At 50.4% G+C, this 25748-nt stretch carries 25 protein-coding genes; 14 read left to right on the forward strand and 11 right to left on the reverse strand.

Annotation, left to right across the window (positions count from 1 at the left end; translation table 11 throughout):
- Positions 1 to 3: 3 nt before the first annotated feature.
- Genes hisB through hisIE form a run of 5 tightly spaced genes read left to right on the forward strand, consistent with a single transcriptional unit; the run spans position 4 to position 3841 of the window.
- Entirely contained in the window at positions 4 to 1077 is a 1074-nt protein-coding gene (gene hisB, locus AC6R0S_RS09670; protein WP_500637807.1) for a bifunctional histidinol-phosphatase/imidazoleglycerol-phosphate dehydratase HisB, read from the forward strand.
- A gap of 11 nt (positions 1078 to 1088) precedes the next feature.
- Positions 1089 to 1703, forward strand: coding sequence for an imidazole glycerol phosphate synthase subunit HisH (gene hisH, locus AC6R0S_RS09675; RefSeq protein WP_500637808.1), 615 nt, complete (start codon positions 1089 to 1091; stop codon positions 1701 to 1703).
- A gap of 13 nt (positions 1704 to 1716) precedes the next feature.
- Positions 1717 to 2454, forward strand: a complete 738-nt coding sequence (gene hisA, locus AC6R0S_RS09680; protein ID WP_500637809.1) for a 1-(5-phosphoribosyl)-5-[(5-phosphoribosylamino)methylideneamino]imidazole-4-carboxamide isomerase — start codon at positions 1717 to 1719, stop codon at positions 2452 to 2454.
- Complete coding sequence (gene hisF / locus AC6R0S_RS09685; protein ID WP_500626904.1) at positions 2436 to 3209, forward strand: imidazole glycerol phosphate synthase subunit HisF; 774 nt, start codon at positions 2436 to 2438, stop codon at positions 3207 to 3209. The genes hisA and hisF overlap by 19 nt, the downstream gene beginning before the upstream one ends.
- A complete protein-coding gene (gene hisIE, locus AC6R0S_RS09690; RefSeq protein ID WP_334550764.1) occupies positions 3206 to 3841 on the forward strand; it encodes a bifunctional phosphoribosyl-AMP cyclohydrolase/phosphoribosyl-ATP diphosphatase HisIE in 636 nt (211 codons plus the stop codon). The genes hisF and hisIE overlap by 4 nt, the downstream gene beginning before the upstream one ends.
- 87 nt (positions 3842 to 3928) lie before the next feature.
- Here the strand turns inward: hisIE and AC6R0S_RS09695 are convergent, their stop codons facing one another.
- Positions 3929 to 5134: a putative manganese transporter gene (locus tag AC6R0S_RS09695; RefSeq protein ID WP_500637810.1), complete on the reverse strand. Its 1206-nt coding sequence runs from the start codon at positions 5132 to 5134 to the stop codon at positions 3929 to 3931.
- A gap of 163 nt (positions 5135 to 5297) precedes the next feature.
- Positions 5298 to 6023 (reverse strand): transporter substrate-binding domain-containing protein, encoded by a 726-nt coding sequence (locus AC6R0S_RS09700; RefSeq protein ID WP_500632620.1) that lies wholly within the window; start codon positions 6021 to 6023, stop codon positions 5298 to 5300.
- Between the two features lie 191 nt (positions 6024 to 6214).
- Between AC6R0S_RS09700 and AC6R0S_RS09705 the strand changes: the two genes are divergently transcribed.
- Together AC6R0S_RS09705 and AC6R0S_RS09710 are read left to right on the forward strand one after the other, a co-directional pair.
- Positions 6215 to 7120, forward strand: coding sequence for a manganese-dependent inorganic pyrophosphatase (locus tag AC6R0S_RS09705; protein WP_500631617.1), 906 nt, complete (start codon positions 6215 to 6217; stop codon positions 7118 to 7120).
- Positions 7121 to 7193: 73 nt separating this feature from the next.
- A complete protein-coding gene (locus tag AC6R0S_RS09710) occupies positions 7194 to 7568 on the forward strand; it encodes a DUF2750 domain-containing protein (protein WP_500631616.1) in 375 nt (124 codons plus the stop codon).
- A 19-nt stretch (positions 7569 to 7587) separates the two neighbouring features.
- Here the strand turns inward: AC6R0S_RS09710 and AC6R0S_RS09715 are convergent, their stop codons facing one another.
- The 7 genes from AC6R0S_RS09715 to pspF all read right to left on the reverse strand — a co-directional run bounded on the left by AC6R0S_RS09715 (position 7588) and on the right by pspF (position 14829).
- Positions 7588 to 8397 (reverse strand): DUF2927 domain-containing protein, encoded by an 810-nt coding sequence (locus tag AC6R0S_RS09715; protein WP_500637811.1) that lies wholly within the window; start codon positions 8395 to 8397, stop codon positions 7588 to 7590.
- Positions 8398 to 8425: 28 nt separating this feature from the next.
- Positions 8426 to 9211: a peptide ABC transporter ATP-binding protein gene (locus tag AC6R0S_RS09720; protein WP_334550755.1), complete on the reverse strand. Its 786-nt coding sequence runs from the start codon at positions 9209 to 9211 to the stop codon at positions 8426 to 8428.
- Positions 9208 to 10206 carry a peptide ABC transporter ATP-binding protein gene (locus AC6R0S_RS09725; protein ID WP_334550754.1) on the reverse strand — a complete coding sequence of 333 codons (999 nt, stop codon included), beginning with the start codon at positions 10204 to 10206 and terminating at the stop codon, positions 9208 to 9210. Before AC6R0S_RS09725 ends, AC6R0S_RS09720 begins: the two co-directional genes overlap by 4 nt.
- Positions 10206 to 11093: a putrescine export ABC transporter permease SapC gene (gene sapC, locus AC6R0S_RS09730; RefSeq protein ID WP_500631614.1), complete on the reverse strand. Its 888-nt coding sequence runs from the start codon at positions 11091 to 11093 to the stop codon at positions 10206 to 10208. The genes AC6R0S_RS09725 and sapC overlap by 1 nt, the downstream gene beginning before the upstream one ends.
- Positions 11080 to 12042 carry an ABC transporter permease gene (locus AC6R0S_RS09735; protein ID WP_500631613.1) on the reverse strand — a complete coding sequence of 321 codons (963 nt, stop codon included), beginning with the start codon at positions 12040 to 12042 and terminating at the stop codon, positions 11080 to 11082. Before AC6R0S_RS09735 ends, sapC begins: the two co-directional genes overlap by 14 nt.
- The gene (locus AC6R0S_RS09740; RefSeq protein WP_500637812.1) at positions 12042 to 13655 is read right to left on the reverse strand and encodes an ABC transporter substrate-binding protein; all 1614 of its coding nucleotides are present in this window, start codon (positions 13653 to 13655) and stop codon (positions 12042 to 12044) included. The genes AC6R0S_RS09735 and AC6R0S_RS09740 overlap by 1 nt, the downstream gene beginning before the upstream one ends.
- A gap of 139 nt (positions 13656 to 13794) precedes the next feature.
- On the reverse strand, positions 13795 to 14829 hold the full coding sequence (gene pspF, locus AC6R0S_RS09745; protein ID WP_500632615.1) for a phage shock protein operon transcriptional activator: 1035 nt from the start codon (positions 14827 to 14829) through the stop codon (positions 13795 to 13797).
- A 188-nt stretch (positions 14830 to 15017) separates the two neighbouring features.
- On the opposite strand from pspF, the gene pspA reads away from it, so the two are divergent.
- The 7 genes from pspA to AC6R0S_RS09780 all read left to right on the forward strand — a co-directional run bounded on the left by pspA (position 15018) and on the right by AC6R0S_RS09780 (position 22479).
- Positions 15018 to 15692, forward strand: coding sequence for a phage shock protein PspA (gene pspA, locus AC6R0S_RS09750; protein ID WP_334550744.1), 675 nt, complete (start codon positions 15018 to 15020; stop codon positions 15690 to 15692).
- A 90-nt stretch (positions 15693 to 15782) separates the two neighbouring features.
- The gene (gene pspB, locus AC6R0S_RS09755) at positions 15783 to 16016 is read left to right on the forward strand and encodes an envelope stress response membrane protein PspB (protein ID WP_334550742.1); all 234 of its coding nucleotides are present in this window, start codon (positions 15783 to 15785) and stop codon (positions 16014 to 16016) included.
- Complete coding sequence (pspC, locus tag AC6R0S_RS09760; protein ID WP_334550740.1) at positions 16009 to 16398, forward strand: envelope stress response membrane protein PspC; 390 nt, start codon at positions 16009 to 16011, stop codon at positions 16396 to 16398. The genes pspB and pspC overlap by 8 nt, the downstream gene beginning before the upstream one ends.
- Before the next feature lie 212 nt (positions 16399 to 16610).
- Positions 16611 to 17642, forward strand: a complete 1032-nt coding sequence (locus AC6R0S_RS09765) for an efflux RND transporter periplasmic adaptor subunit (RefSeq protein WP_334550738.1) — start codon at positions 16611 to 16613, stop codon at positions 17640 to 17642.
- Entirely contained in the window at positions 17642 to 18736 is a 1095-nt protein-coding gene (locus AC6R0S_RS09770) for an efflux RND transporter periplasmic adaptor subunit (protein ID WP_500631610.1), read from the forward strand. The genes AC6R0S_RS09765 and AC6R0S_RS09770 overlap by 1 nt, the downstream gene beginning before the upstream one ends.
- Entirely contained in the window at positions 18723 to 21872 is a 3150-nt protein-coding gene (locus AC6R0S_RS09775) for an efflux RND transporter permease subunit (protein ID WP_500632612.1), read from the forward strand. The genes AC6R0S_RS09770 and AC6R0S_RS09775 overlap by 14 nt, the downstream gene beginning before the upstream one ends.
- A gap of 34 nt (positions 21873 to 21906) precedes the next feature.
- Positions 21907 to 22479, forward strand: coding sequence for a DNA-3-methyladenine glycosylase I (locus AC6R0S_RS09780; RefSeq protein WP_500631608.1), 573 nt, complete (start codon positions 21907 to 21909; stop codon positions 22477 to 22479).
- A 177-nt stretch (positions 22480 to 22656) separates the two neighbouring features.
- On the opposite strand, the gene AC6R0S_RS09785 is transcribed toward AC6R0S_RS09780, so the two are convergent.
- Both AC6R0S_RS09785 and AC6R0S_RS09790 read right to left on the reverse strand, forming a co-directional pair.
- Positions 22657 to 24639: a TonB-dependent receptor domain-containing protein gene (locus tag AC6R0S_RS09785; RefSeq protein WP_500637813.1), complete on the reverse strand. Its 1983-nt coding sequence runs from the start codon at positions 24637 to 24639 to the stop codon at positions 22657 to 22659.
- A 141-nt stretch (positions 24640 to 24780) separates the two neighbouring features.
- Positions 24781 to 25746, reverse strand: a complete 966-nt coding sequence (locus AC6R0S_RS09790) for a LysR family transcriptional regulator (protein WP_500632610.1) — start codon at positions 25744 to 25746, stop codon at positions 24781 to 24783.
- Positions 25747 to 25748: the final 2 nt, after the last annotated feature.

Here is a 25748-nt window from a genome sequence, read left to right on the forward strand (position 1 = left end):
CGAGTGAGCACACAACAAAAAATTCTTTTCATTGACCGAGACGGCACCTTAATCGTCGAGCCGCCGGTTGATTTTCAAGTCGATCGTTTAGACAAACTCAAGCTAGAGCCGTTTGTGATCCCAAGTTTGCTTGCGCTGCAAGACGCAGGGTATCGCTTGGTGATGGTCACAAACCAAGATGGCCTAGGCACAGACAGCTACCCGCAAGCGGACTTCGATGCGCCGCACGACATGATGATGGAGATCTTCTCCTCTCAGGGTGTGAAGTTTGATGATGTATTGATTTGTCCTCACTTTGAAGAGGACAACTGTTCGTGCCGTAAACCGAAATTGGGTATGGTCAAAGAGTACCTTCAAGGCGGCAAAGTGGATTTCAAGCACTCTGTGGTCATTGGCGATCGCGCGACCGACCTTCAACTGGCGGAAAACATGGCGATTCGCGGCATCCAATACCACCCAGAAACCATGGGGTGGCCGACAATCTTAAAAGAGCTTACCGTGAATGCTCGCGTTGCTGAAGTAGTGAGAACCACCAAAGAGACCGACATCAAAGTGAAGGTTAATCTCGATGAACAAGGTGGCAATGCCATCAGCACTGGCCTTGGCTTTTTTGACCACATGCTAGACCAAATTGCGACGCACGGCGGCTTCCAAATGGTATGTCAGGTGGAAGGTGATCTGCACATCGACGATCACCACACCATTGAGGACACTGCACTGGCGTTGGGCCAAGCACTAAAAGAAGCGTTGGGTGATAAACGTGGGATTGGCCGCTTTGGTTTCAGCTTGCCGATGGATGAGTGTCTGGCGCAGTGCGCGTTGGATCTCTCTGGCCGACCTTACTTGAAGTTTGATGCCAAGTTTAGCCGCGATCAGGTCGGCGATTTATCCACTGAAATGGTGGTGCACTTCTTCCGCTCATTGACCGATACATTGGCGTGTACCTTGCACCTCTCTTCAGTAGGCGATAATGATCACCATATCATCGAAAGCTTGTTTAAGTCGTTTGGTCGCACTCTGCGTCAAGCTATTAAAGTGGAAGGCAATGAACTGCCGAGCAGTAAAGGCGTGTTGTAAGGAGAGAGACTATGACAAAGCAAAACGTCGTTATCATCGATACTGGCTGTGCCAACGTCTCATCGGTCAAGTTCGCCATTGAGCGCCTAGGTCAATCCGTGACGATTTCAAAAGATCCTGATGTGGTGCTCGCTGCGGATAAGCTGTTCTTACCCGGTGTTGGCACGGCAAGCGAAGCAATGAAAAACCTTGCTGAGCGTGATTTGATTGATTTGGTGAAACGGGTCGAAAAGCCACTGCTTGGTATCTGTTTAGGTATGCAACTGCTTGGCAAACTCTCCCAAGAGAAAGGCACGCAAGGCGAAAATGCGGTCGAGTGTCTCGGTCTTTGTGATGGCGAAGTACGCTTGATGGAGACGGGTGATCTTCCGCTCCCACACATGGGGTGGAATACGGTATCGGCCACCCCAGATCACCCACTGTTTAAGGGGATTGAAGAGGGCGAGTATTTCTATTTCGTCCATAGCTTTGCGATGCCTGTCGGTGCCTACACCATCGCTCAGTGTGAGTATGGCCAACCCTTTACCGCTGCGGTGCAAAGTGGCAATTACTACGGGGTGCAATTTCACCCAGAGCGCTCATCGAAAGCCGGCTCAAAACTGATTGAAAACTTTTTAGCATTATAGGGACATAACCTTCGTGATTATTCCAGCACTCGATTTAATAGAAGGTCAGGTCGTTCGTCTTTATCAGGGCGATTACGGCCAAGTGACCGAATACAAAGTGGATCCAGCTGAGCAGTTTAATCTGTATCACCAAGCTGGCGCCAACTGGCTGCACCTGGTGGATTTGACTGGTGCTAAAGACACCAATGCGCGTCAGTTAGACCTGATTGCCCAACTGTTAGCCAGTACCCCTGCAAAAATTCAAATTGGCGGCGGCGTGCGCAGTGAGCAAGACGTGGTGGATTTACTTGAAGCCGGCGCCGAGCGCGTCGTGGTCGGTTCCACAGCGGTTAAGCAACCAGAACTGGTCAAAGGTTGGATGGAAAAATACGGTGCGGAGAGAATTGTCTTAGCGCTCGACATCAATATCGATGATCAAGGTGTACGCAAGGTGGCGATCTCCGGCTGGCAAGAAGATTCAGGCGTGACGATTGAAGCCTTAATTGACGATTATCTAACTGTCGGATTACAGCATGTTCTATGCACGGACATCTCACGTGATGGTACGTTGACGGGCTCTAACGTTGAGCTTTACGTCGACCTTTGCAAGCAGTACCCGCAAGTGCAATTTCAATCGTCAGGGGGCATTGGGTCGCTGGCTGACATCGAGGCGCTCAAAGGTAGCGGTGTGTCTGGCGTGATTGTTGGTCGTGCGTTACTCGATGGCAAATTTACTGCAGAGGAGGCGTTTGCATGTTGGCAAAGCGAATAATTCCCTGTCTCGACGTTCGAGATGGTCAGGTGGTGAAAGGGGTTCAGTTTCGCAACCATGAAATTATCGGTGACATTGTGCCCCTCGCGCAGCGTTACGCTGAGGAAGGCGCGGACGAGTTAGTGTTTTACGATATTACCGCATCCAGTGATGGCCGCGTGGTCGACAAGAGCTGGGTAGCCCGTGTTGCTGAGGTCATTGACATTCCTTTTTGTGTGGCAGGTGGCATCAAATCGGCTGAAGACGCGGCGCGCATTCTCGAGTTCGGTGCTGATAAGGTGTCGATTAATTCGCCGGCCTTAGCCAATCCACAGCTGATTACCGATCTTGCGGATAAATTTGGTGTGCAGTGCATCGTGGTAGGCATTGACTCTTATTACGATAAAGAGACAGGCCAATACCAGGTGTACCAGTTCACTGGTGACGAACAACGTACCAAAGCGACACAGTGGGAAACACGCGACTGGGTACAAGAAGTTCAAAAACGAGGCGCCGGTGAGATTGTCCTTAACATGATGAATCAAGATGGCGTGCGTAACGGCTACGACATCGAGCAGCTCAACATGGTGCGTGAAGTGTGCAAAGTACCACTGATTGCTTCCGGTGGAGCCGGTGAAATGGTCCACTTTGCAGACGCTTACCATCAAGCTAACGTCGATGGTGCACTAGCGGCTTCCGTTTTCCATAAGCAAATCATCAATATTGGTGAGTTAAAACACTACCTGAAACAACAAGGCGTAGAGGTACGAGTATGAGTTTTGCGAGCGGGCAAGTGAGCGCACTTGCTGAGCGTATCGATTGGGACAAAGTGGATGGCTTAGTGCCTGCGATTGTTCAAGACTTCCAATCGAGCCAAGTGCTGATGATGGGCTACATGAATCAAGATGCGCTAGAGAAAACCGCGCAGACAGGACAAGTGACCTTCTTTTCACGTACGAAATCACGCCTGTGGACGAAAGGTGAGACCTCAGGGAATGTGCTTCAACTGAAGAACATGGCGCTTGATTGCGACAACGACACCTTGTTGGTCAAAGTGGAACCTATCGGACCGACGTGCCACACAGGTACCACGACTTGCTGGGACGCTGACAAGCAAGAAGAGTCGCAAATGGTGTGGCTTCATCAACTTGAGCAGCTATTGGCTGCCCGCAAGAGTGCCGACCCAGACTCTTCCTATACTGCCAGCCTTTATGCCCGTGGCACCAAACGTATTTCGCAGAAAGTGGGCGAAGAGGGCGTTGAAGTCGCGCTTGCGGCGACGTCGGGCGACAAGGCGGAGCTAGTGTGTGAATCGGCCGATTTGATCTACCACTTGATGGTGCTGCTTCAAGACCAAGGTCTATCGATGAACGATGTGATCAATAAGCTTAAAGAGCGTCATAAGTAACGCGATTATTGATGAACGAGTGGTGCATGACATCGCTTGCTGACAGAAAAACGCTCTCGGCGATACCGAGAGCGTTTTTTTGAGCGTCTATTCGAACAAAAAGAAGTAGCCGTAACCGACCAGTAACGCCGGTAAGGCTGAATAGACGGTCGCGACTAAGGCGGCTTTTGGCGCCAGTGCAATCGCCGGGAACAAGGCATCGCCGTCGTTAGAGATGGCATTCGCCAATTGTGCTGATAGGGGCGCCGCACCAGAGATATACAAACTGGTCACCAAAATTTGCGGCCCGCACCCGGGAAGCAGACCCACAGCAACCCCCATTAGAGGCATCCAAACCCCAAGTTGAGCCACACTATTAGTGATATCGATATGCGCAGCCTGTTGGATGAGCTCAAAGGCGAGGAAGGCGACAATCACCCAGGCAGTCACAAAGTTGGTATCTTGCGCGGCTTTTTGAATCGGGTGTGACGAGACGATTTTGCAATCTTCCGCCACCGTTGACTCATAGTCTTTGATCTCACGAGTTAGAGACCACAGCAGCATGCTAATGACAATCAAACCCGTCCCAAGCCACTCCATGGTCATGTCAGGCACGTTTAACCACTGATTCACATCAACTTGAAAGGAACCGAGTATGGCGACAAGAGCGGTGGGGACTAGCAGCCACTTCCAGAATGTCCCTTGCAGATTGATGGCTTGAATTTCAATCGCTTTACTCGTCTCTTTATTGGCTGTGTGTTGCAGCGTCTGTAACGTTCGGGCTTGCTTAAGTGCGGGACGCAAAAAGTCGTCTTTGTGAATTGCGTTAACCACCAAGCCACTGACAGTACCCACGACAACACCCAGTGCAATCACACCCAATCCCACATTTGGCTGGCTGGCGAGGAGCAGAAAGGCCGCATCACCCATGGTGGCGGTCAGCACAGCGACGATGGCGCCAAATCCGACTCGCCCGCTAACAAATTGGGTGGTGACGACAATCGCGCCACCACAACCTGGCAGAGCGCCGAGCAGAGCGGCAAAAATCACTTGGTAGTGGCGCGAGTGCTGATACAACGCCACGATTCGGTTGTCCGAACGAGTGATCTTCGCAATCGAGTGGTAGAGAGCGAGTGTCATTGCCACGTAACAAGACACGGCCCAGAAGGCATCAGAGAGGGTCGAAACCGTGAGCGCGCGTGTTGAGTCGTTTAATAACAGCGTCAATAGCCCTACTGGTAGCAGCAAGCGTTTGTAAGCGGGTCTAAATTGCAGCGAGTCAAGCGTGGCAGTTTGGGCATCGAAGTGATTCATAGTGCAAACCATCGTAAAGCATTTCTTTGATTATATGAAAATGATAATGATTTGCAAATGCATTTAAATCGATTTCACCTATCGATTCAATGGTTAAAACGAGCCCACTTAAACCCCTTGATTTAAAAGTGGTAAACGCTGATGGTTGACAAGAGCACGAAGGCTATCGGTACTTCATCACGAGTTCATCATAGCGTCCGCTCTGTTTTAGCTGGTGCAGCCCTATCATAAAACGGACCATTAGGGTGTTTTTTTCGGGATGATCTTTGGCGATGGCGAGATGCACGGGTTTTATCATCAAGCTTTTATCGACAAAGTAAAAGTGGTCTGAGTCTAAACCGATTTCCTTCATGGTATGAATGGCGGCTCGCTCATCGGCGATGATGGCGTCAACGCGTTTTGCGCGCAGTTTTCGAAGATTGGTGGCGAGATCGCTCGCGACTACCCGAGTAAAGTAGGTGGATTCATTAAAGCGCTCTCCATAGCCATAATCTTCAATAATGCCGACCGTCATGCCTTCTAATGAGGTGAAGTCTCGGTACTCAAAGGCGTTTTCTTTTAGCACAATAAACTTTAGGTGGACCATCAAATAGGGCACGCTAAATTCTAGCTCTTGGGTACGATCGTCTGACCACCAAAGCGACACCAACATATCTTTTTTACTGTTTCGCACTTCTTTAAGTGAGCGCAGCCAAGGCAAAATTTCCAAATCGATGTCATAGCCCTGCGTGGCAAACGCTTCTTGAACAATCTCTATCGCTAGCCCGGAGTTGACCCGTTCAAACACATAGGGAGGCCACTGCGCTTGAGTGGCGCGTATCACGGGAGGGCTGGCCCAAAGCGCTGTGCTAAGGAGAAGCAGCGGCAGAGCATAAAAACAAAAACGCATGGCATTGACTCATTTATGATTATTGTCCTTTGAGTGTAGACACCTTTTGCCCGACAGCCAAAACACCCGATAGGGGTTAATTGGCGCTTTTGGCACCGTTAGGCGATGACAAATTCTAAAAATCAGGTAAAGTATCGGGCTTCGTGAGTAATCGCCCAGATCGGGCTCGTAATAGTCGTATAGGAAATAAGATGATTCTAGTCGTAGGTCACAAGAACCCTGATAGTGATAGTATTTGTAGTGCTTTGGTGGCAACTGAACTGCTGAAGGCACGTGGCGAGCAAGCCATGCCTATCCGCCAAGGTGAAATCAACCGTGAAACTCAACACATCCTTGACGTTGCTGGTGCAGAGACGCCAGAGCTTCGTACGTCTGTGGCCGGTGAGAAAATCTGGTTGGTTGACTATTCAGATCTCGCACAGGCACCTGATGATGTGGCAGACGCAGAAATCCTAGGTATCGTCGATCACCACCGTCTAGGTGATGTGATGACCATCAACCCGATGGAAGCGTGGATCTGGCCAGTAGGCTGCACCAACACGGTTCTATTCAATATGTTTAAAATCGAAGGCCACACAATCACGCCTAAGATTGCCAAGTTGATGATGTCGGCCATCTTGTCTGACACCGTGGGCTTTGCTTCGCCAACGTGTACGCAAAAAGACAAAGACGCGGTTGAAGAGCTAGCGAAGATCGCAGATGTGGCAGACATTGATGCCTTCATCAAAGACCTTCTGATTGCTAAGACGAACATTGAAGGTCTGTCGGCAGCGGAATTGGTTGAGAAAGATCTTAAAGGTTACCCATTCAACGGTCGTGATGTCGTGGTGGGTCAGGTTGAGCTTGCAACGCTAGAGCAAGTTGATGGCATGATTGACGCGCTGGAAGCGGATCTTGAGCGTCGCTGCGATGAAGAAGGTCTTGCGTTTGCAGCTGTGATGCTGACAGACATCACCACAGCGCAAACTCGTCTACTCTATAAAGGTGAGTGGGCGCAGAAGCTGGTTAAGCATGAGAAAGATGGCATGCTGATGATGGAAAACACGCTGAGCCGTAAGAAGCAAGGCTGGCCTTGGCTACAAACTGAGTTGGCGTAATCCAAACAGTGATCATTTTCAAGCGCTTACAGGGTCGCCTGTGAGCGCTTTTTTCTTTGTTTAAGGGGGTAACATGTCACTCAGTGAAGAGCAAAAGACAAGCATTAACAAGATGCGTCCGGATGAGCGTTTTAATTACTGTTTAAATACGATCGCAAAAGAGCGCAAAGTGTGGATCTTAACCGATGAGCATGGCTGCGTGATGCTCAACACCGAAGATGATGATTGCGTGCCTGTGTGGCCCTCTGAAGAGTTTGCGCGTGAGTGGGCGACTGGTGAGTGGTCTAAATGCGAGCCGCAATCCATTTCCACGGCAAAATGGTTCAGCCGTTGGACCGTCGGGCTTGAGCAAGATGAGCTCTCTGTCGTTGTCTTTCCTGACAGCAATGAAGAGGGCGTCGTGCTGTTTCCAGACGAGTTTGAATTTGAGCTGAAAAAACGCGGCTAACCGTGCCCGTTCAACGTGATTAATAACCACCAACCAGCTTAAATAGCTGGTTGTTTTTTGCCTGCTTGGCAGCATCGCGTAAGATGCCTTGTTGCTGATAGCGTTGCAGCAGTCTACGCACCACTGGCGCGGCCTGCTCTCGGCTCATACCGGGGCGCAGCTCAGGTTCGTAGAGCAGTTTTAATAAAATGACGTCGAGAGGCGAGAGCAGATCTTCAGGCGTTTCGTCATTAAAAATCGAAGGGTAGGCGCTTTCTGCGTCATTGGGCAGACCAAGCACTTGGGTGATCTCTTCGACGATGCATGCCAGCAGCTTGCCGTGACTGCGCGCTTGATCCACCGGGATAATGACGACCCCTTTGTCGATAACGCTGCTGTTCGTATAACTAAAGCTCGCTTTGCAGATGGCCCCCTTGATGTGCTCAAGAGCAAAAAGACCTATTTCCTCGGCGATCTCGTCTTGCCACTGACTTTGACGGGTGAATATCCACACCACGTTGGCGTCCTCTCGGCGTGAAACGCGCCGAATGTCATGGCCAGTCATCGCGGATAAGTCGCGCAGATGTGCATTGGTCAGCTCATCATGAAGCACGTGATCAGCTACGCGGTGATCGATCCAAATACGAATCGGTGCCTGCCATTTTGTCAGTGGCTTGTCACCAGGGCGGTATTCGTTTTTTAGTGCAACATCGAGAAAAGCGCGTTCAACAAAGTTTGGGTCAAGCCAGGTCGTCTGGCTAGGGTAGGCGAAGGTGAGGTGAGCAAAGAGCAACAAGGGGCTAAGTAGAATCGCTTTGCCCCGTTTGAATAGATAGATTCGCTGTTCCATTGCTGACATCCCTGATTGAAATGGCGATTTAGCGAAAGCAGAGCGCTTTGTTAAAGTGGCTTTCAACCATGCGCTGAGTGATCGGGTGTTGTGGGTCAGTCAGCACCTTGTGGGTATCACCCGCCTCGACCACTTCTCCCTCGTGCATCACCATCACTTTGTCAGTGATGTGTTTGACGGTGCCAATATGCTGCGACACATAGACAAACGATACGCCCATCTCTTCTTGCAGTTCTAGAAACAGGTTAATGATCTGTGAGCGCATCGCCATATCAAGACCATTGAGCGCTTCGTCGGCGATGATGACAGAAGGCTGCAAAATTAACGCTCGCGCGAGACAGACGCGCTGCTTTTGACCTGTTGCCAACATTTGCGGGTAGAAGTACGCATGCTCGGGCAACAATCCCACTCGAAGTAGGGTCTCTTTCACGCGCTTAATGCGTGCTTCGGGTGGCATGTTGGTGTTTCGCTTCAATGGCCCCTCTAGGATACGGCCAATCTGAATTCTTGGATTGAGCGAGGTGTTCGGATCTTGGAAAATCATGCGAATGAGCTTACAACGCGTCGAGTAATCTTCATGGCGCAGCGCTTCGCCATTCACCCGGATTTCGCCAGAGCTGGGTTCAACCACACCGGCCAACATGCGCGCTAACGTGGACTTACCAGAGCCATTTTGGCCGATAAACCCCACAGTTTGCCCTGCTTCTAAGCTAAAACTCACGGGCTTGACAGCCTGTTGGATTTTCTTTCGAAACAAGCCAGAACGCGTGACAAACTGTTTCGACAGTTGGTCGACTTCAAGTAGCGCACTCATGCTTTTTTTCTCTCCGTATTGAGTGGAAAGTGACAGGCAAATTTGTGGTTTTTAATCCGTCTGGTCATGGGGATCTCAACACACTGACGCTGCGCGTATGGGCAGCGGGGTCCAAGGCGACAGCCAATTGGCAAATGTTGCAACGGTGGAATGGTGCCGGGCAAGGATTGCAGTTTTTCTTTGTGAGGAATCCACTCACTAAAATCGGGCATCGCTTTCAATAGCGCCACGGTGTAGGGGTGTTTTGGCTTTTCAAGCAACTGCTCGGTATCTGCCGACTCCACTGATTGACCACAGTACATCACGGTGATGCGATCGGCCCACTGGGTGATGGTGGTGAGATCATGACCAATCAGCAAGATTGAAGTGTTGTTGATCTGATTCATTCGACTGAGCAAACGCAGGATTTGCGATTGCGTGATCGGATCGAGGTCATTGGTGGGTTCGTCTGCAATTAACAGCTTGGGTTTGGCCGCGATCGCCATCGCGATCATCACCTTTTGGCACTCCCCATCCGTCAGCTCATAAGGGTAGCTGTTCATCAGACGGTTGTGATCTTTAATGCCCACTTTGTGCAGTAGGCCAATGGCTTGCTTCTTACGCCAACTAAAGCGCTCGTACCAGCGGCCTTCAAAGGCGCTGGCTGGAATCGATTCAATCAGCTGTTTGCCCACTTCTTCCGATGGATCCAAACAGGTGGAGGGCTCTTGGAAAATCATCGCCACATCGCGCGCAATAACGCGGCGACGCTCTTTCGGCGTGAGTTGCAATAGGTCTATATTGCCTAAGCGCATGCGGTCGGCGGTGATTTTCCAGTTCTCTTTGCACACACCAACGATGGCTTTCGCCACCAGACTTTTACCTGAGCCAGATTCGCCCACAAGCCCGCGAATCTCGCCTTCGTTGAGAGTCAGGCTCATTCGATCGACCGCTTTCATCAGCCCTTGTGGCGTTTCAATCTCGATCGTGAGATGACGGATATCTAACAGCGGCATTATTCAATCCCCGCATTTAATGCTTGGCGAACCCCTTCGCCAACGAGGTTGATCACGATGACTGTGAACATAATGGCAAGGCCCGGCAACGTCACTGTCCAAGGCGCTAAATAGATGAGCTCGACGGAGTCACCGAGTAGCGCGCCCCATTCGGTACTTGGCGTTTGAGCGCCAAGGCCCAGAAAGCCCAGTGCGGTGATGTCCAAGATGGCCAATGACAACGCGTAGGTCATTTCGGCTGCGATCACCACTAAGATATTGGGCAGAATGGAGTTCCACAGCAGGTAGAAATCATTGGCACCATCGAGTCTTGCGGCCATGATGTAGTCTTTTTCCACTTCTGCGTGCACCGCGATATACAAAGAGCGCACGAAACGCGGAATAAGCGCTAGACCGATCGCCAGTAAGATATTGAATTCGCCAAAGCCCAGAAAGGCGACGAAAATGATCGCCAACAGCAGGGAAGGGATCGACATCACAGTATCAAGCAAGTGGTTGAGCGTACTGGAGAGCAGGCCTTTGGTCATTCCGGCCAAAATACCGATTGAGCAACCTATGAGGGCCGCGATGAGTGTGATGATGATGGCGGCGCCGAACGTCAGCTGTGAACCTTCGATTAAGCGCGAGAGAATGTCTCGGCCTAAATCGTCGGTGCCAAGGAAGTATTCGACGGTGCCGGTCGGATCCCAAGAAGGGGGAATCAGCAATTCACCGGTTTGTGCTTGCGGGTCATGGGGTGTGATCCACGGAGAGAGTAGCGTGATGACGATTAGCAGAATCAAACACCACAAACCAAACATCGCCAAGCTATTGGCTTTGTAGCTGCGCCAAAAACGCTCAAACTGAGTGGGTATCAACTCTTCTTGATAGATGTTATCGCTTAGCATACCACTCCTTCCTTACCAGCGGATTAACCATAGCACCCAACAGATCCGAGACAATATTGGCGGTGAGTACCAGTGTTGCCACTACGATGACACCCGCTTGAATAGAGACGTAGTCACGGTTTGATAAAGCATCCAGTAGCCAGCGACCAATCCCCGGCCAGTTAAAAATAGACTCGGTAATGATGGCCAAGGTCAACATGCTTGATAACTGAATACCGATTTTGGGGATGATGGGTGGGATGGCATTACGCAGCACGTGTTGAGTTACGATCTCGTGATTTGAGAGGCCTTTAATCCGCGCTGCGCGAATGTAGTTTTGCCCCATCACTTCCGCAACCGAGGCGCGCATCAAGCCAATAACTTGTGTGGTCGGAGCGAGTGCCAGCACCAAGCAGGGCAAGATCAGGTGTTCGATAACACTTTGCAGCGCGTGCGCTCGGTACGCACCTTTGGCAAAAAACGCGTCAACTAAGGCAAAGCCGGTCACGTGTTCAATTTGATACAGAAGATCGTAGCGGCCGCCAACGGGAAATAACTCAAAGTGCAGTGAGAACGCCATGATCATTAATAGTGCAATCCAGAATATCGGCGCAGAATAGCCCGACATCGAGGTAAAGGAGATCGCCGTATCAATCCACTTACCTTGGCGCATGCCCGCTAACGTGCCAATCGGAATACCAATCATCAGGGAGATGACAAACGCGATAAAGCACAGCTCAATGGTGGCAGGGAAGACCACTCCCAGCTCGTCAATAATCGCCACGCCTTGCTTATTAACGCCAAAGTTTAAGTGCATCAACTCTCCGACGTAAGTCGTCCATCCTGACCAGTAGCTCATTTGGCTCCAGGCGGAGTCGGGCTCTAAACGAAGTAAGCTAAAGCCCACCATGGTCAAGATAAGCAAGGTGATGATGAAGAGGTTCAGTCTTCTTAGGGTATACAGCAGCATCAGTTCACCCTCTCCACTTTATCAAAAGGTTGTGCATTGAATGGGCTCATGCGAAAACCACGAATCGAGCGATCATGCGCTTGCAACTGTACGCCGTGATTGAGTGGGATCACGGGAAATTCTTCGTTCAAAATATTCTGCGCTTGCCTATAGAGGTTGAGGCGATAGCGAGGACGATCCACTTCCAGCGCCAAATCGAGCAAAAAGTCGAAATCTGGGTTACACCAACTGGAGACATTCAGTCCAACGCGATCGGAATCACACGACAAGAGTGGACGCAGAATGTTGTCCGGATCACCCGTACTGGCGATCCAACCGGTGAGGTAGAGATCGATGTTGCTCGTGAGGTTGGTTCGCTCGAAGCGCTCATCAGTAATGAGGTTTAAGGTGATGCCAATGTCTGCCAAGTTCGCTTGAATCAACTCCGCGGTTTTGCGCGGGCTTGGGTTGAATGCGCGAGGCTCAAGAGGTACCGACATACTGAGCTCCAAACCTTCGCTGAATCCAGATTCTCGCAGCAGTGCCAAAGCATAGTTGCGATCGTAACGAATTTGGTTGGCGTCTTTTTGGTACGCCCAAGAGCTAGGCGGCAGAACCGAATAGGCTTGGCTACCCGTACCATAGTAGACAGAATCTAAAATGTTTTGTCGGTTAATGGCAAAGTTGAGTGCCTTGCGCACGCGCGCATCTTTGAGCGCAGGGTGGGCGGTATTGACAGCAATAAAGGAGATGTTCATTGCGGGCTTGGAAATCAGCTCAATGTTATCTTGCTCGCGAATGATGGGCAGTTGACTCGACAGAGGCGAGCTCAGTACATCACATTCGTTACGCAGCAGTTTAGCCAGTGTGCCAGTACCGCGATGGGAGATGTCAAACACAACTTGCTCCATCAAGGCGGGCTGTTTCCAGTAACGTGTATGGCGTTTAAGGCGAATCAGGTCGTTGACTTGGTACTCTGCCAAATAAAAGGGTCCGGTGCCGACGGGGTGGGAATCTAAGCGCGCTTTTTCATCTTTTATCTCCAGTTCACTCGCGTACTCTTTGGAGAGAATCACCGGGTAGCTGGTGGCGATGTTGGATAAAAACGTGTTATCCGGACGAGAGAGAATAAAGCGGACTTGGTCATCTGAGGTAGCCACGACATCTTCAATTAAATTGGGGAAGTCGATGCTGTTAAACCAAGGGTAAATACCGCCCCCGACGTGATGAAACGGATGTTGTGGGTCAATGATACGCTTAAAACTAAACACCACGTCTTGTGCATTCATTGCTCGAGAGGGCGTAAACCACGGTGTGATTTGAAATTGGATGTTGGGACGAAGCGTAAACGTGTACTCCGTGCCGCTTGCATCGACCTGCCATGCGGTGGCGAGACTGGGTATGGGTTCGTATGTATCTGGATCGAGGACCAGTAAGGTATCGAAAATCTGAGGGCTGAGCGCTTCAGACGTGATGCCGCTGTCGACCAGTTGCGGGTTAAAGGTCCCGGGGCCACCTTGGCCACAATAGACGAAGCCACTTTGGCGGATTTTGCTGTGGTCGATGTCGTCTCCGCAGCCGCTAAGCAAACCGAGGCCAACGAGACCGAATGTTAACTGTAGTAATGCTTTCATAGAAAGAGCGATTGCCTGAGATAAAGCACAAAGCGATTGGACATTATGCCTCAATATCTGAGTGATTTACCATAAAAGATAAGGGTAATTTATCATTAAACCTCTTGATAACCCAAGTGTTGGGTTATCAAGAGCCGATTTACTCATCGTCTGCGGAAGACTCAAGGTTTGGCGTATTTAATTGATACTTTCTCACCATTCCCCTGAGCTGATGATAGCTAAGACCGAGCAATTGTGCGGCTTTTCGCTGGTTGTATTTGCTTTCTGCCAGCACTTGGTTAAGCAGAGCGATGTCTTGCTCTTCCTGCCAGCGTTTGTAATCCATCGGAAAAGTAAACACAGGCGCACCTTCAGCATTGGACGCCTTCTCTATAGTGTCATGAGAAGCGGATTCGAGAGGCTCACTCCACTGCGGCTTAAAAGGGTTAAAGGTCAACTCATCAATCGGCGTTTCTTGCTCGCCATGAAGGTACACGGCACGTTCGACGACATTTTTCAGCTCGCGCACGTTGCCAGGCCAGTCGTAATCGAGCAACGCTGCCTCCGAATGTTCGGTGAAGCCGGCAAAATAGCTAAGCCCTAATTCACGGCACATCTTGATGGCGTAGTATTGGGCAAGCAATAGGATGTCTTGTTGACGCGCTCGTAACGGTGGGAGGTAAATGACATCGAAGGCGAGCCTGTCGAGCAAGTCAGCGCGAAAATGCCCGTCTTTCGCCATGGTGGGTAAATCGGCGTTGGTGGCGCAGATGAGCCTGACATTGGCCGTCAGTGGTTTTTGCCCTCCGACTCGCTCATAGTGACCATACTCGATGACGCGCAGCAGCTTTTCTTGCACCATTTGCGGGGCAGTGGCCAGCTCGTCTAGAAACAGCGTGCCATTTTCCGCACGCTCAAATCGGCCTTGATGACGCCCTTTGGAGCCGGTAAAGGCTCCTTGCTCATGCCCAAATAGCTCGGAATCTATCAAGCCTTCGCTAAGCGCCGCGCAGTTAAGTGAAATTAAAGGTTGGTCCCAACGCTTGGACAGGTAGTGAAGGCGCTGTGCGATCAGCTCTTTGCCCGTTCCTCGCTCGCCGATAATTAACACCGGACGCTCTATCGCAGCCAATTTGGAGACTTTATCGAGCACCGCAAGAAACGCGGGTGACTCGCCAATCAGATTTTGTTGCATAGTCGCGGCTCACTCAATATCGCCCCTATGGGCGGTTGGTAAAATTTACCTTATGTTGGTTATTTTCATCACATGCGTGTCTTTCAATCAAGAGCTAAAATCTAAGTGATTGTTTTAAATGCGCTTATTTATTGGCACGACACTTGTATTGTTCACACTCGTAGCGACAACCATTAAGGAGCCTCATCATGGGTATTTTTTCAAGATTCGCCGACATCGTTAACTCCAACATCAGTGCTCTGCTTGATAAAGCCGAGGATCCCGAGAAGATGATCCGCCTCATTATCCAAGAGATGGAGGATACACTTGTCGAAGTGCGCACTAACTCCGCCAAAGCGATAGCGGACAAAAAAGAGCTGGCGCGCAAAGTGGAAGCCATTGATGAGCAAGTGCATGATTGGCAGCAGAAGGCCTCTTTAGCATTGACTAAGCAGCGCGAGGATCTCGCCCGTGCTGCCTTGATTGAGAAACAGAAATTACAAGATGTACTCAAAGGTCTTCACACAGAGCAAACCTTAGTGGAAGAAACCATCGAGAAGCTGACCGGTGAAATCAGTAAGCTAGAGAGTAAAATTACCGAGACCCGTGCCAAGCAACAGGCGTTGGCGATTCGCAGCCAAGCGGCCTCCAATCGTCGTGATGTTCAGAAACATCTGCACACGGCCCGAACCAACGAAGCGATGGCGAAGTTTGAGCAATATTCACGTAAGATTGATGAACTGGAAGCGGAAGCAGATGTGTTTGCGCAATCTGGCCAGAGTAAATCACTTGACCAAGAATTTGCTGAGTTGCAAGCTCAAGATGAAATTGAGAAAGAGCTCGCGCAACTAAAGCAGCAGATGGAAGAGAAAAAATCCTCTTAATCCCTCTGTGAAAAATCATTTCGCCGCAGAACATTCGCCCCACAACAATAGGGAGAAGCGATCAGCTTCTCCGCCTAAAAGGAGTCATGTATGTCATCGTTTATGGTTACAGGGCCATTAATTGTCTTTTTGATTTTTGTCGCCCCCTTGTGGCTTTTCTTGCACTATCGCAGCAAAAAAAGAACCAGCAGTGGCTTATCCCAAGAGGATTACCAGCGCCTGCAAAGCTTATCCAACAAAGCCGATGCGATGCAGCAACGAGTAGAAACCTTAGAGCGGATCCTTGACGAGCAGTCCCCAAACTGGAGACGTCGCTATGAGTAAACGTGAACTGTATCGAGATCCTGCCAACGGTAAGTTGTCGGGCGTGTGCGCTGGGCTGGCCAACTACTTCTCACTAGAAGTGTGGCTAGTACGTATTTTGGTCATCTCTGCAGCGCTGTTGGGCGGCTCGTTTCTGGTGCTGCTAGCCTATGTTGCTCTCAGCTTTATGTTGGAAAAAATGCCCGCCAGTTATCAAGCGGAAATGGAGAGCGAGCAAGGACATAAACTCAAGAGTAAGCCTTGGGAAAAGGGTCAAGCGCCAAGCGCATTACTCGATAATATTGAGCAAGAGTTTGATCAGCTCGAAGGCAAAATCAGAGATATGGAAGCCTACGTCACCTCAGATACGTTTAGTGTCGAGCGGGAGTTTCGCTCGCTCTAACGGGGCGGCGGCAAACAGTTATGGCGCGCCCACTTCATGCCTTTATCATCAAAGCGTGAAAGTTCATCACTGAGACTGATGTCTAAAACTCGGCCAAATCCCTAATTTTCATAATAATTTATTATCCCTGTTATGGAAGCGTGCATCGCTATCATCTACCTTTATTAATAGTTGGATTGAATAGATGAATAGCGAACAATGGAACTGTGACTATGCGAACTTCCTTAACGCTCTTGGTGGGCGCCGCGCTGATTAGTGGCTGCGGAAAAGAGCCTGCCCCTGTCCCTGAGCCAGACTCTCGTCCGGCGAAATTATTTACCGTCTCGGTTGGCAACACGCAATTTGAACGTCAATTCCCGGCAGTCTCTGAAGCCGGAGATCGCGCCGTTCTTGCATTTCGCGTGCCTGGGCAGCTGCAAACCATTGATGTGCGCGAGGGGCAAAATGTCACGCGTGGTCAAGTGTTAGCCACCCTCAACCCCGATGAATATGCCTTACTTGCCGAGCAAGCCAACGCGCAGTTCACACTGGCTGACGTGCAATATCGCCGTTATAAAAAACTGCGTGAAGATAAAGTCGTTTCCGAGCAAGATTTTGACCAAGCGCAAGCCAACCACAATTCGGCAAAAGCACAGCTTGATCAAGCCAACGCGAATCTGGGCTACACACGCTTACTTGCGCCTTATGATGGCACCATCTCGTTGATTCCCGCTGAAAACTTTGAATATGTCGCTGCTAAGCAAGCAGTGATGAATATTCAAACCAATCAATTAATGAAAGTGGTGTTCCAACTGCCAGACTATCTGCTCAATCATTTTGCGCGAGGGGCACAATCCCAAGCCGTCATGACCTTTGACGCCTTTCCTGAGTACCAATATTCGCTGAGCTTTCAAGAGTTAGATACGGAAGCGGACCCCAAAACCGGATCGTACAAAGTGACCATGATCATGGAGCGCCCAACGGATGTAGGGATTTTGCCTGGCATGGCTGGCATTGTCAGTGTCACCGCTGGCAGCGGTGAAGCGACAACCATCCCGAAATCAGCGCTGCTTGAACAAGACGGTGTCACTTATGTATGGCGAGTCGATGACCAAGGTTTAGTGGAAAAAGCACCAGTGACATTGGATGAGCGCCGTTATGTGGTGTCGGGGCTCAGTGATGGCGACCAAATTGTCACCTCTGGGGTCAACAGCATGACTGCAGGTATCAAAGTGCGTGAGTGGATTAAAGAGCGGGGGTTGTGATGAACAGAATATGGACCACATCGGTCGCCTTGCTGTGCACCAGCGTATTGTTTGGCTGTGAAAGAGAAGCGGACTACTTAGATTTTGGCTTGCCTAAAGTTAAAGTGGCGAGCGTCGGCAGCGAGTTCAGCGGTGATAGCCTCTTTTTTCCTGCGGTGGCCAATGCCGCTGACCGAGCTCATCTTAGTTTTCGTGTCGCTGGCGAAATTAGCCAATTGAATGTCAAAGAAGGGGATAAAGTCGCAAAAGGTGACGTCATCGCCGTGCTTGACCCAACCGACTACCAGTTGGATGTCGACAACGCCAGTGCCAAATACACCGTGGTTGACAGTCAATATCGCCGCTCAAAACCTTTGGTGGATAAAGGGCTGTTAGCGAAGTCTCAGTTTGATGAAATTGCCGCCAACCGCCAAATTGCGCTCGCAGAACTGCAACTGGCTAAGTTGCGGCTCTCGTTTACCCAATTATTGGCACCCGTCGATGGGGTGATTTCACGTGTGGCGGTGGATCAGTTCGAAAATATTCAAGTGGGTCAGCAAGTGGTGAACATTCACAGCTTAGACAACGTCGAAGTGGTGATTCAATTGCCAGACAGACTCTACGCCCGCCAACCAGAGCAAGCCAAGTTGGAAAAAATCGATGCGGTGGTTCGTGTGCCTAGTGGCAACGAATATTCAGCGACCATCAAGGCGTTCACCACTGAGCCCGATCCCTCAACGGGCACTTTCACCGTGACCTTATCAATGCCCATGCCAGAAGAGGAGTACATTTTGGACGGCATGGCGGTCGAAGTGACCTCACGTGGGGAAAACGCAGGCTTGAATCTATCGGCAGGGGTACAAGTACCCATTGAAGCGATATTCAATGCCGATGGCGATGCACTCGCGCGCAGCGAGACCTTCATCTGGCGTCTAGACGATGACGGTACGGTTAGCAAGCAAGCCGTGGTGACCGGCAAGGCGACCAAAACATCGGTGCAGATTCTTGAGGGCCTGGAAGCGGGTCAACAAGTCGTAATCGCAGGGCTCGGGAAATTGACACAGGGAATGCAAGTTGAAGTCATCGCCAAGGAGGCGCAGCATGACGAACTCTAATCAAACGCCACGCGCAGACGACGACATTACAGGCATCGCCGCGTACTTTATTCGCAATCGAGTCATCAGTTGGATGATTTCACTGATCTTTTTGATTGGTGGAGCGGCGGCGTTCTTTGGTTTGGGCCGTTTGGAAGACCCTGCCTTTACCATCAAAGATGCTATGGTCGTCACTTCCTATCCCGGTGCCACACCGCAGCAAGTGGAAGAAGAGGTGACTTACCCACTAGAAAAGGCGATTCAGCAACTGACCTATGTCGATGAAGTGAACTCCATTTCCAGTCGAGGTTTATCGCAAATCACCGTCACCATGAAAAACAACTACGGGCCGGATGATCTGCCGCAAATTTGGGACGAGTTGCGCCGCAAAGTCAACGACCTCAAAGGCTCGCTGCCACCTGGGGTAAATGATCCACAAGTGATTGATGACTTTGGTGATGTGTATGGCATTTTGCTCGCCGTCACCGGAGATGGTTACAGTTACAAAGAGCTGCTTGATTACGTCGACTATCTGCGTCGAGAGCTGGAACTGATAGACGGTGTCAGCAAAGTCTCGGTGAGTGGTCAGCAACAAGAGCAAGTGTTTATCGAAATTTCCATGAAGCGCCTCAGTAGCCTCGGGTTATCACCGAGCACGGTGTTTAACTTGCTTTCGACACAAAATGTGGTCTCGGATGCCGGCGCGGTGCGCATTGGCAGCGAATACATTCGCATTCAGCCGACGGGTGAGTTTCAAAATGTCGACCAGTTGGGCGACTTGATTTTGACAGAATCGGGCGCACAAGGACTTATCTATCTGCGGGACGTCGCCGAGATTACGCGCGGATACATCGAAGTCCCAAGCAACATTATTACCTTTAACGGCCATTTGGCGCTCAACCTCGGCGTCTCTTTTGCGCAAGGGGTGAATGTGGTCGAAGTAGGGCAGCGTTTTGATCGCCGTTTGGCTGAGTTGAAATATCAGCAGCCGGTAGGCGTCGAGATTGCAGAAATCTACAGCCAGCCGAAGGAAGTCGACAAGTCAGTGAGTGGCTTTGTGGTCAGCTTGGGCCAAGCGGTCGCGATTGTGATTGTGGTGCTACTGTTTTTCATGGGCTTACGCTCCGGGCTCTTGATTGGTCTTATATTACTGCTGACCGTGTTGGGTACTTTTATTTTTATGAAGTACTTTGCGATCGATTTGCAGCGCATCTCGCTTGGTGCCCTGGTTATCGCACTTGGTATGCTGGTGGACAACGCGATTGTGGTGGTGGAAGGGATACTGATTGGCACGCAAAAAGGGCGCACCCGACTGCAAGCCGCGACGGATATCGTCACGCAAACCAAGTGGCCTCTGCTCGGTGCGACGGTGATTGCGGTTACTGCGTTTGCGCCTATTGGGCTGTCTGAAGACTCGACCGGTGAGTATTGCGGTACCTTGTTTACCGTGTTGCTTATCTCGTTAATGCTCAGTTGGTTTACCGCGATTTCGATTACGCCGTTTTTTGCTGATATCTTCTTTAAAGGGCAAAAAAACGCCGCGGGCAGTGAGGATGCCGATCCCTACAATGGGATTATCTTTGTCGTCTATCGACGCTTTTTGCAGTTGTGTATGCGCCAAGCTTGGTTCACCGTCATCGTCTTGGTGGTGGGGTTGGCCGCCAGTGTGTATGGCTTTGGCTTTGTTAAGCAGGCGTTTTTCCCCTCATCGACCACGCCCATGTTTCAGGCGGATATTTGGTTGCCAGAAGGGACGGACATTCGCGCGACCAACACTAAGCTCAAAGCGTTAGAGAGTTGGATCACTCAACAAGATGGCGTCGAGCATGTCACCACGACCGCCGGAAAAGGCTTGCAGCGCTTTATGCTCACGTATGCTCCGGAGAAAAGCTACGCAGCTTATGGGGAGATCACCACGCGAGTCACCAGCTATGAATCTTTGGATGCCTTGATGGTGAAATTTCGTGCCCACGTTGAGCAGCAGTTTCCGGAAGTCAATTACAAGCTGAAGAAGATTGAGCTCGGCCCGGGCGGTGGCGCAAAAATTGAGGCGCGCCTGATTGGCTCCGACCCAACGGTGCTGCGTTCGCTCGCCGCAGAGGTGCAGGGCATCATGCGTGACGATCCTGGCGCGACCAACATCCGTCATGACTGGCGTGAGCGCACTAAGGTTTTAGAGCCCAAGTTCAACGAAAGCCAAGCGAGACGTTACGGCATCACAAAATCCGATGTTGACGATTTTCTTTCGATGTCGTTCTCTGGGCTCTCCATCGGTGTGTACCGAGATGGGACGACCTTGATGCCAATTGTCGCAAGACTGCCTGAGGAAGAGCGGGTGGATATTCGCAACATCGAAGGGATGAAGATATGGAGCCCTGCACTGAGCGAATTTATTCCCCTGCAGCAAGTCACGCTAGGTTATGACATGCGCTGGGAAGATCCGATTATTGTGCGTAAAAACCGCAAACGTATGTTGACTGTCATGGCTGACCCAGACTTGCTCGGCGAAGAAACAGCGGCCACTCTGCAAAGTCGCTTACAAACCAAGATAGAAGCGCTCGAGTTCCCGCCGGGGTATTCGCTCGAATGGGGCGGGGAGTATGAGTCTTCCGCCGATGCGCAAGCATCGCTATTTACTACGATGCCGATGGGCTATTTGTTCATGTTCTTGATCACCGTGTTCTTGTTCAACTCCATCAAAGAGCCGATCATCGTCTGGTGCACCGTGCCATTGGCCCTGATTGGTGTCACCAGTGGACTATTGCTGCTGGATACACCGTTTGGTTTCATGGCGCTACTCGGCTTTTTGAGTCTGTCTGGCATGGTATTGAAAAACGGCATTGTGCTGCTGGATCAGATCGAGATAGAGATGAAACTGGGTAAAGATCCCTACGTCGCGGTGGTGGATGCGGCGCTGAGTCGTGTACGTCCGGTGTGTATGGCGGCGATTACTACCATTTTAGGTATGATACCGCTGCTACCGGACATCTTCTTTAAACCGATGGCCGTGACCATTATGTTTGGTCTTGGGTTTGCCACCGTGCTGACGTTGATTGTGGTACCCGTGTTGTATCGCCTATTCCACTCAGTATGTGTGCCGAATGGTCGAGAGCCAAGTGACCCTTCAGCACAGGGTATGCAAGAGGCGACTCAGTAACTCGCAGTTAGAACAACCAAGAAAAGGAGAGCGCATGCAACGGTGCCGTTGGGTGGATGAATCAAAGCCAGATTACGTGGCTTATCATGACAATGAATGGGGCGTGCCTGTCCATGATGATAAGGTGTTGTTTGAATTTTTAATTCTCGAGTCCGCGCAGGCAGGGTTGAGTTGGTACACCATCTTAAAGCGTCGCGAGGGTTATCGCCGTGCGTTTGCAGGCTTTGACCCGCAGAAGGTCGCACAGTTTGATGCCAAAAAGGTTGAGCAACTGATGCAAGACGCCAGCATTATCCGCCACCGGCCGAAAATTGAAGCAGCAATTAACAACGCTCAGCGCTTTCTTGAGGTGCAAAAGGAGTTTGGCTCATTCAGTGCATTTATTTGGGGATACGTCCAAGGGGTGCCCGTCGATAATCGCAGTGAAGAGCGTCTCCCTGTGGCCACCACGCCATTGTCTGATCAACTGTCTAAAGAGATGAAAAAGCGTGGATTTAAGTTCTTGGGAAGTACGACGCTTTATGCGTATCTGCAAGCGGTTGGGGTAGTCTTCGATCATGATTTGGACTGTTTCTGCCGGGAGAAAACCACGATTCAACACGCATAAGCCAAGTGAACTCAGTAACGTACAAAAGTGAACGGAGTAACGTAAATAAGCAAAGGGGCTATCAAGCCCCTTTATCGTATCGGTATACTTTTAACGTTTCGCTTGTTGCTCCGCACGATGAAACTTTGGTATGCAATTCGAGCTAGCAACAATCACTCAAAACGATCACTCAAGGGATCAGAAGTTTGCCGTCAGTCCCACGTACCAAGAGCGAGGGTCGACGCTATAACCGCGCTGCGTCACGTCTAAATCATCATATTGTTCGTCGGTGAGGTTACGCACGCCAGCTCGGAGGCGCCACTCTTGCTGGAAGTGATAATTCATACCTAAATCGACGGTGGTCACCGCTGGGCGTGTGATGTCATCGCTCACGCTCAGAGTGGTATCGCCAATGTAATTCACACGAGCAAAGGTATCCAACCAGTCGGTCGCGTACCAAGTAAGTCGAGCGTTGGCTTTGTGCTTAGGTCGGTTCTCCAAGGTTTCACCGGTCTCTTTGTTTTCAGTATCGAGATAGGTGTAGGCGGCGTTCAGTTCCAAGCTTTCAGTGAGATTAATGTGGCCAGACAACTCAATCCCCTGAGTCATCGCTTTATTGATGTTCCAGTAGGTGTAAATCGGTTGGCCATCGGGGCCCGTGCCGACTTCACTGCCATCGGACAGATCTCGATCAATCAGGTTCTTAATATCATTTCTAAATACACTCGCTTCGACGCCCCAATCTTGCTCATTATAAATCGCGGAAACCTCATAGCTGACGCTGGTTTCTGGCTTCAAGTTCGGGTTACCACTGATTTGGCAACTGCCCTTACAGCTATTGATGATGTTTTCCGATGAAGTTTGCAATAGCGAAGGCGCGTTAAACGCTGAGCCCACACCCCCTTTAAGGGTCAATTTGTCGGTGACGGTATTGACTAAGTAAGCACGTGGGCTCCAGTGACTGCCATAGCTTTCATGAAAGTCCAAGCGAGTGCCGTATGTGAGGGTGTATGCGTCACCAAGCGCCCATTGGTCTTGCACGAAGAGCGCTTGTTCGTGCGCGTCTGCTTTACCGGTGACCGTCAAACTTTCAGGATTATCGAGTTCGGCGTAGCTCCATTCGCCGCCCATGGTTAGGGTGTGGTTGGCGATAAAGGTCGTAGCGTGACCGTAAAGCTGTTGATTGGTCTCAATGACATCGTTGACCGCCGTATCCGTATCGGCCGCGTCTTCACTGGTGACGGAATCACGGTTGTACCTAAGCTGAGCATCACCCCAGCTGAAGGCGCCATTGTAGGTGAGTGCTTGCATGTCGCGCTTGATGGTCGCGTCTGATTCGGTTAATCCCGAGGTAGATTCAATCACGCCTTGACGATCGTCATCATTGAATGCGAAATCGAAAGCGAGGTCATGATTGGGGTTGATGTACCATTGAAGGTTACCGCTCATGGCCAAGGTTTCACGCTCTTCTAGTGTTGTTGCATTTGCACGATCATACTCGCCACTGCGGCCGGAAGCGGTGCCATCGAAAGCGTGGTAAGCGTCACGGCCGCTTTTATTGATGGACAACGCGAGATAAAGTTCGTCGTCAATCAAAGCCCCCGAGGTGTTAAAGCCAACACTGTATTCGCTGCCCTTGTCATCATCTCGGTAGGCATAATCGGTGTTGATTTGAGATTGCCAGTCGTTAGTTGGTTGCTTAGTGATGACATTGATGACGCCGCCAAGGGCCTCTGAGCCATACAGTGCAGACATAGGTCCACGTATCACTTCAATTCTTTCAATGCTCTCTTTAGGAATGGTCGCTAAATCGAAGTCGTTACCTCGGAAAATAGCGTTAGAAGAGCTGAGTTTTCTGCCGTTAAGCAGGATCATGGTGAACTTGGTGTCCATACCACGAATTGAGATCTTTTTACGGCCTGCGCGCCCACCGTCCATTTGGCTCTCGACGCCAGCGACGTACTGAACCAAATCATTCAATGCGAGAGAAGGTTCGGCGATGATTTGCTCTTGGGTGATCACCGAGACTGAAGCGGGCGCTTTCGCCAGCGTGGTTTCGGTGCGCGTGGCAGTGATCACCATTTGTTCATCAAATTTTTCCGTTTCTTCGCCACTGGCCGCAAAAGTAGGGAGAGAAGACGCGACAAGCAGAGCGATGGGGGTTAACGTGAAACGATTCATGGAATGCACTTTATCCTTAATGTAATTACCAATGCGAATGGTTCGCATTACATATGCATGAGTGATAAAGTGCAATCAAAGTTTCATACGATTTTTACATGCTCGTTATTCAACTAATGAATAACCTGTGCGTTTTTTATTCTATTTCGCTTGCTCGTCATGCCGCCTAGCGACGTTTTTTTGCTCGTGATGATAGTGCTCACGAAATAGGTCACGTACCCAGACACACATGGGATCCAAGTGGTAGCGCTTGTGCCAATACAAGTAGATGTTTTGGTATGAGGACTTGATGGCATCGGGCACTTCTCGAGTCACTAAGCGCTTACCGGCCGCGACCTCCTCGGCGAACGGGGTCGGAAGATGAAAGATCAGATCCGTTTCCTGAGCGACATTGGCGGCAGCGTTAAAGTTGGTCAACATCACTGGTGTAGAGAGTTTTTCGTTTTTGGCCAGTAAGCCCAGCTCTCTAAATCGGGGCTCGATGGAGAGTGTTTTACCACCCTGGATGGATATTTGACCGAAATGGGCGTGGCGAAGGTCATCCACTGTGATAGGGCGCTTCGCCAATTCATGATCTTCGCTCATCAGCAGTCGGAAATCACGGGAACGGATGAACATGCGATACAGGTTTTGCTCGCTGTTGCTCGGTTCGATGGTTGAAAGAACAAAATGGACGTTACCTTCATTGAGCGCATCAAAATGACGTTTTGGCACCGTATCCAAATCGACAATCAGATTCGGCGCTAAGCGGCGAATACGACGTAGAATCGGTGGCAGTAACCAGTTGATTTGCGGAACCAATCCGAAAAACCGCACCGTTTGTTCCGACTCGTGTGGGATAAATTGTCCGCCATTGACAAAGCGTTCTAGTCGCTGGAGTAACCCGTCAAGCTCTTGCTGCAACTGAGTCGCTTTGGAGGTAAGTTCGTAGCCTTGGGACGTGCGAACCAGTAACTCATCGTTAAACAGTACGCGCAATTTGTTCAATGCGCGGCTGACGCTGGGTTGGCTCATATGGAGGGTCAGTGCGGTATTGGAGACGTGTTTTTCCTCCAGCAGGTGTTTCAAAATCACCAGCAAGTTTAAGTCAACCTTATCTAAATTCATTT

The organism is Vibrio sp. R15-SG3-ISO1B, from assembly GCF_059833835.1.

What these genes read in the sequence shown, in the direction of transcription:
- sapC (WP_500631614.1), bottom strand. Translation starts at nt 11,093, where the DNA reads ATGCTAAGCGATAACATCTATCAAGAAGAGTTGATACCCACTCAGTTT.
- hisF (WP_500626904.1), top strand. Translation starts at nt 2,436, where the DNA reads ATGTTGGCAAAGCGAATAATTCCCTGTCTCGACGTTCGAGATGGTCAG.
- pspA (WP_334550744.1), top strand. Translation starts at nt 15,018, where the DNA reads ATGGGTATTTTTTCAAGATTCGCCGACATCGTTAACTCCAACATCAGT.
- AC6R0S_RS09740 (WP_500637812.1), bottom strand. Translation starts at nt 13,655, where the DNA reads ATGAAAGCATTACTACAGTTAACATTCGGTCTCGTTGGCCTCGGTTTG.
- AC6R0S_RS09770 (WP_500631610.1), top strand. Translation starts at nt 17,642, where the DNA reads ATGAACAGAATATGGACCACATCGGTCGCCTTGCTGTGCACCAGCGTA.
- AC6R0S_RS09790 (WP_500632610.1), bottom strand. Translation starts at nt 25,746, where the DNA reads ATGAATTTAGATAAGGTTGACTTAAACTTGCTGGTGATTTTGAAACAC.
- AC6R0S_RS09725 (WP_334550754.1), bottom strand. Translation starts at nt 10,206, where the DNA reads ATGCCGCTGTTAGATATCCGTCATCTCACGATCGAGATTGAAACGCCA.
- AC6R0S_RS09695 (WP_500637810.1), bottom strand. Translation starts at nt 5,134, where the DNA reads ATGAATCACTTCGATGCCCAAACTGCCACGCTTGACTCGCTGCAATTT.
- hisH (WP_500637808.1), top strand. Translation starts at nt 1,089, where the DNA reads ATGACAAAGCAAAACGTCGTTATCATCGATACTGGCTGTGCCAACGTC.
- AC6R0S_RS09700 (WP_500632620.1), bottom strand. Translation starts at nt 6,023, where the DNA reads ATGCGTTTTTGTTTTTATGCTCTGCCGCTGCTTCTCCTTAGCACAGCG.
- AC6R0S_RS09780 (WP_500631608.1), top strand. Translation starts at nt 21,907, where the DNA reads ATGCAACGGTGCCGTTGGGTGGATGAATCAAAGCCAGATTACGTGGCT.
- hisIE (WP_334550764.1), top strand. Translation starts at nt 3,206, where the DNA reads ATGAGTTTTGCGAGCGGGCAAGTGAGCGCACTTGCTGAGCGTATCGAT.
- AC6R0S_RS09785 (WP_500637813.1), bottom strand. Translation starts at nt 24,639, where the DNA reads ATGAATCGTTTCACGTTAACCCCCATCGCTCTGCTTGTCGCGTCTTCT.
- AC6R0S_RS09765 (WP_334550738.1), top strand. Translation starts at nt 16,611, where the DNA reads ATGCGAACTTCCTTAACGCTCTTGGTGGGCGCCGCGCTGATTAGTGGC.
- AC6R0S_RS09775 (WP_500632612.1), top strand. Translation starts at nt 18,723, where the DNA reads ATGACGAACTCTAATCAAACGCCACGCGCAGACGACGACATTACAGGC.
- AC6R0S_RS09720 (WP_334550755.1), bottom strand. Translation starts at nt 9,211, where the DNA reads ATGAGTGCGCTACTTGAAGTCGACCAACTGTCGAAACAGTTTGTCACG.
- AC6R0S_RS09705 (WP_500631617.1), top strand. Translation starts at nt 6,215, where the DNA reads ATGATTCTAGTCGTAGGTCACAAGAACCCTGATAGTGATAGTATTTGT.
- pspB (WP_334550742.1), top strand. Translation starts at nt 15,783, where the DNA reads ATGTCATCGTTTATGGTTACAGGGCCATTAATTGTCTTTTTGATTTTT.
- pspC (WP_334550740.1), top strand. Translation starts at nt 16,009, where the DNA reads ATGAGTAAACGTGAACTGTATCGAGATCCTGCCAACGGTAAGTTGTCG.
- AC6R0S_RS09710 (WP_500631616.1), top strand. Translation starts at nt 7,194, where the DNA reads ATGTCACTCAGTGAAGAGCAAAAGACAAGCATTAACAAGATGCGTCCG.
- pspF (WP_500632615.1), bottom strand. Translation starts at nt 14,829, where the DNA reads ATGCAACAAAATCTGATTGGCGAGTCACCCGCGTTTCTTGCGGTGCTC.
- AC6R0S_RS09715 (WP_500637811.1), bottom strand. Translation starts at nt 8,397, where the DNA reads ATGGAACAGCGAATCTATCTATTCAAACGGGGCAAAGCGATTCTACTT.
- AC6R0S_RS09735 (WP_500631613.1), bottom strand. Translation starts at nt 12,042, where the DNA reads ATGCTGCTGTATACCCTAAGAAGACTGAACCTCTTCATCATCACCTTG.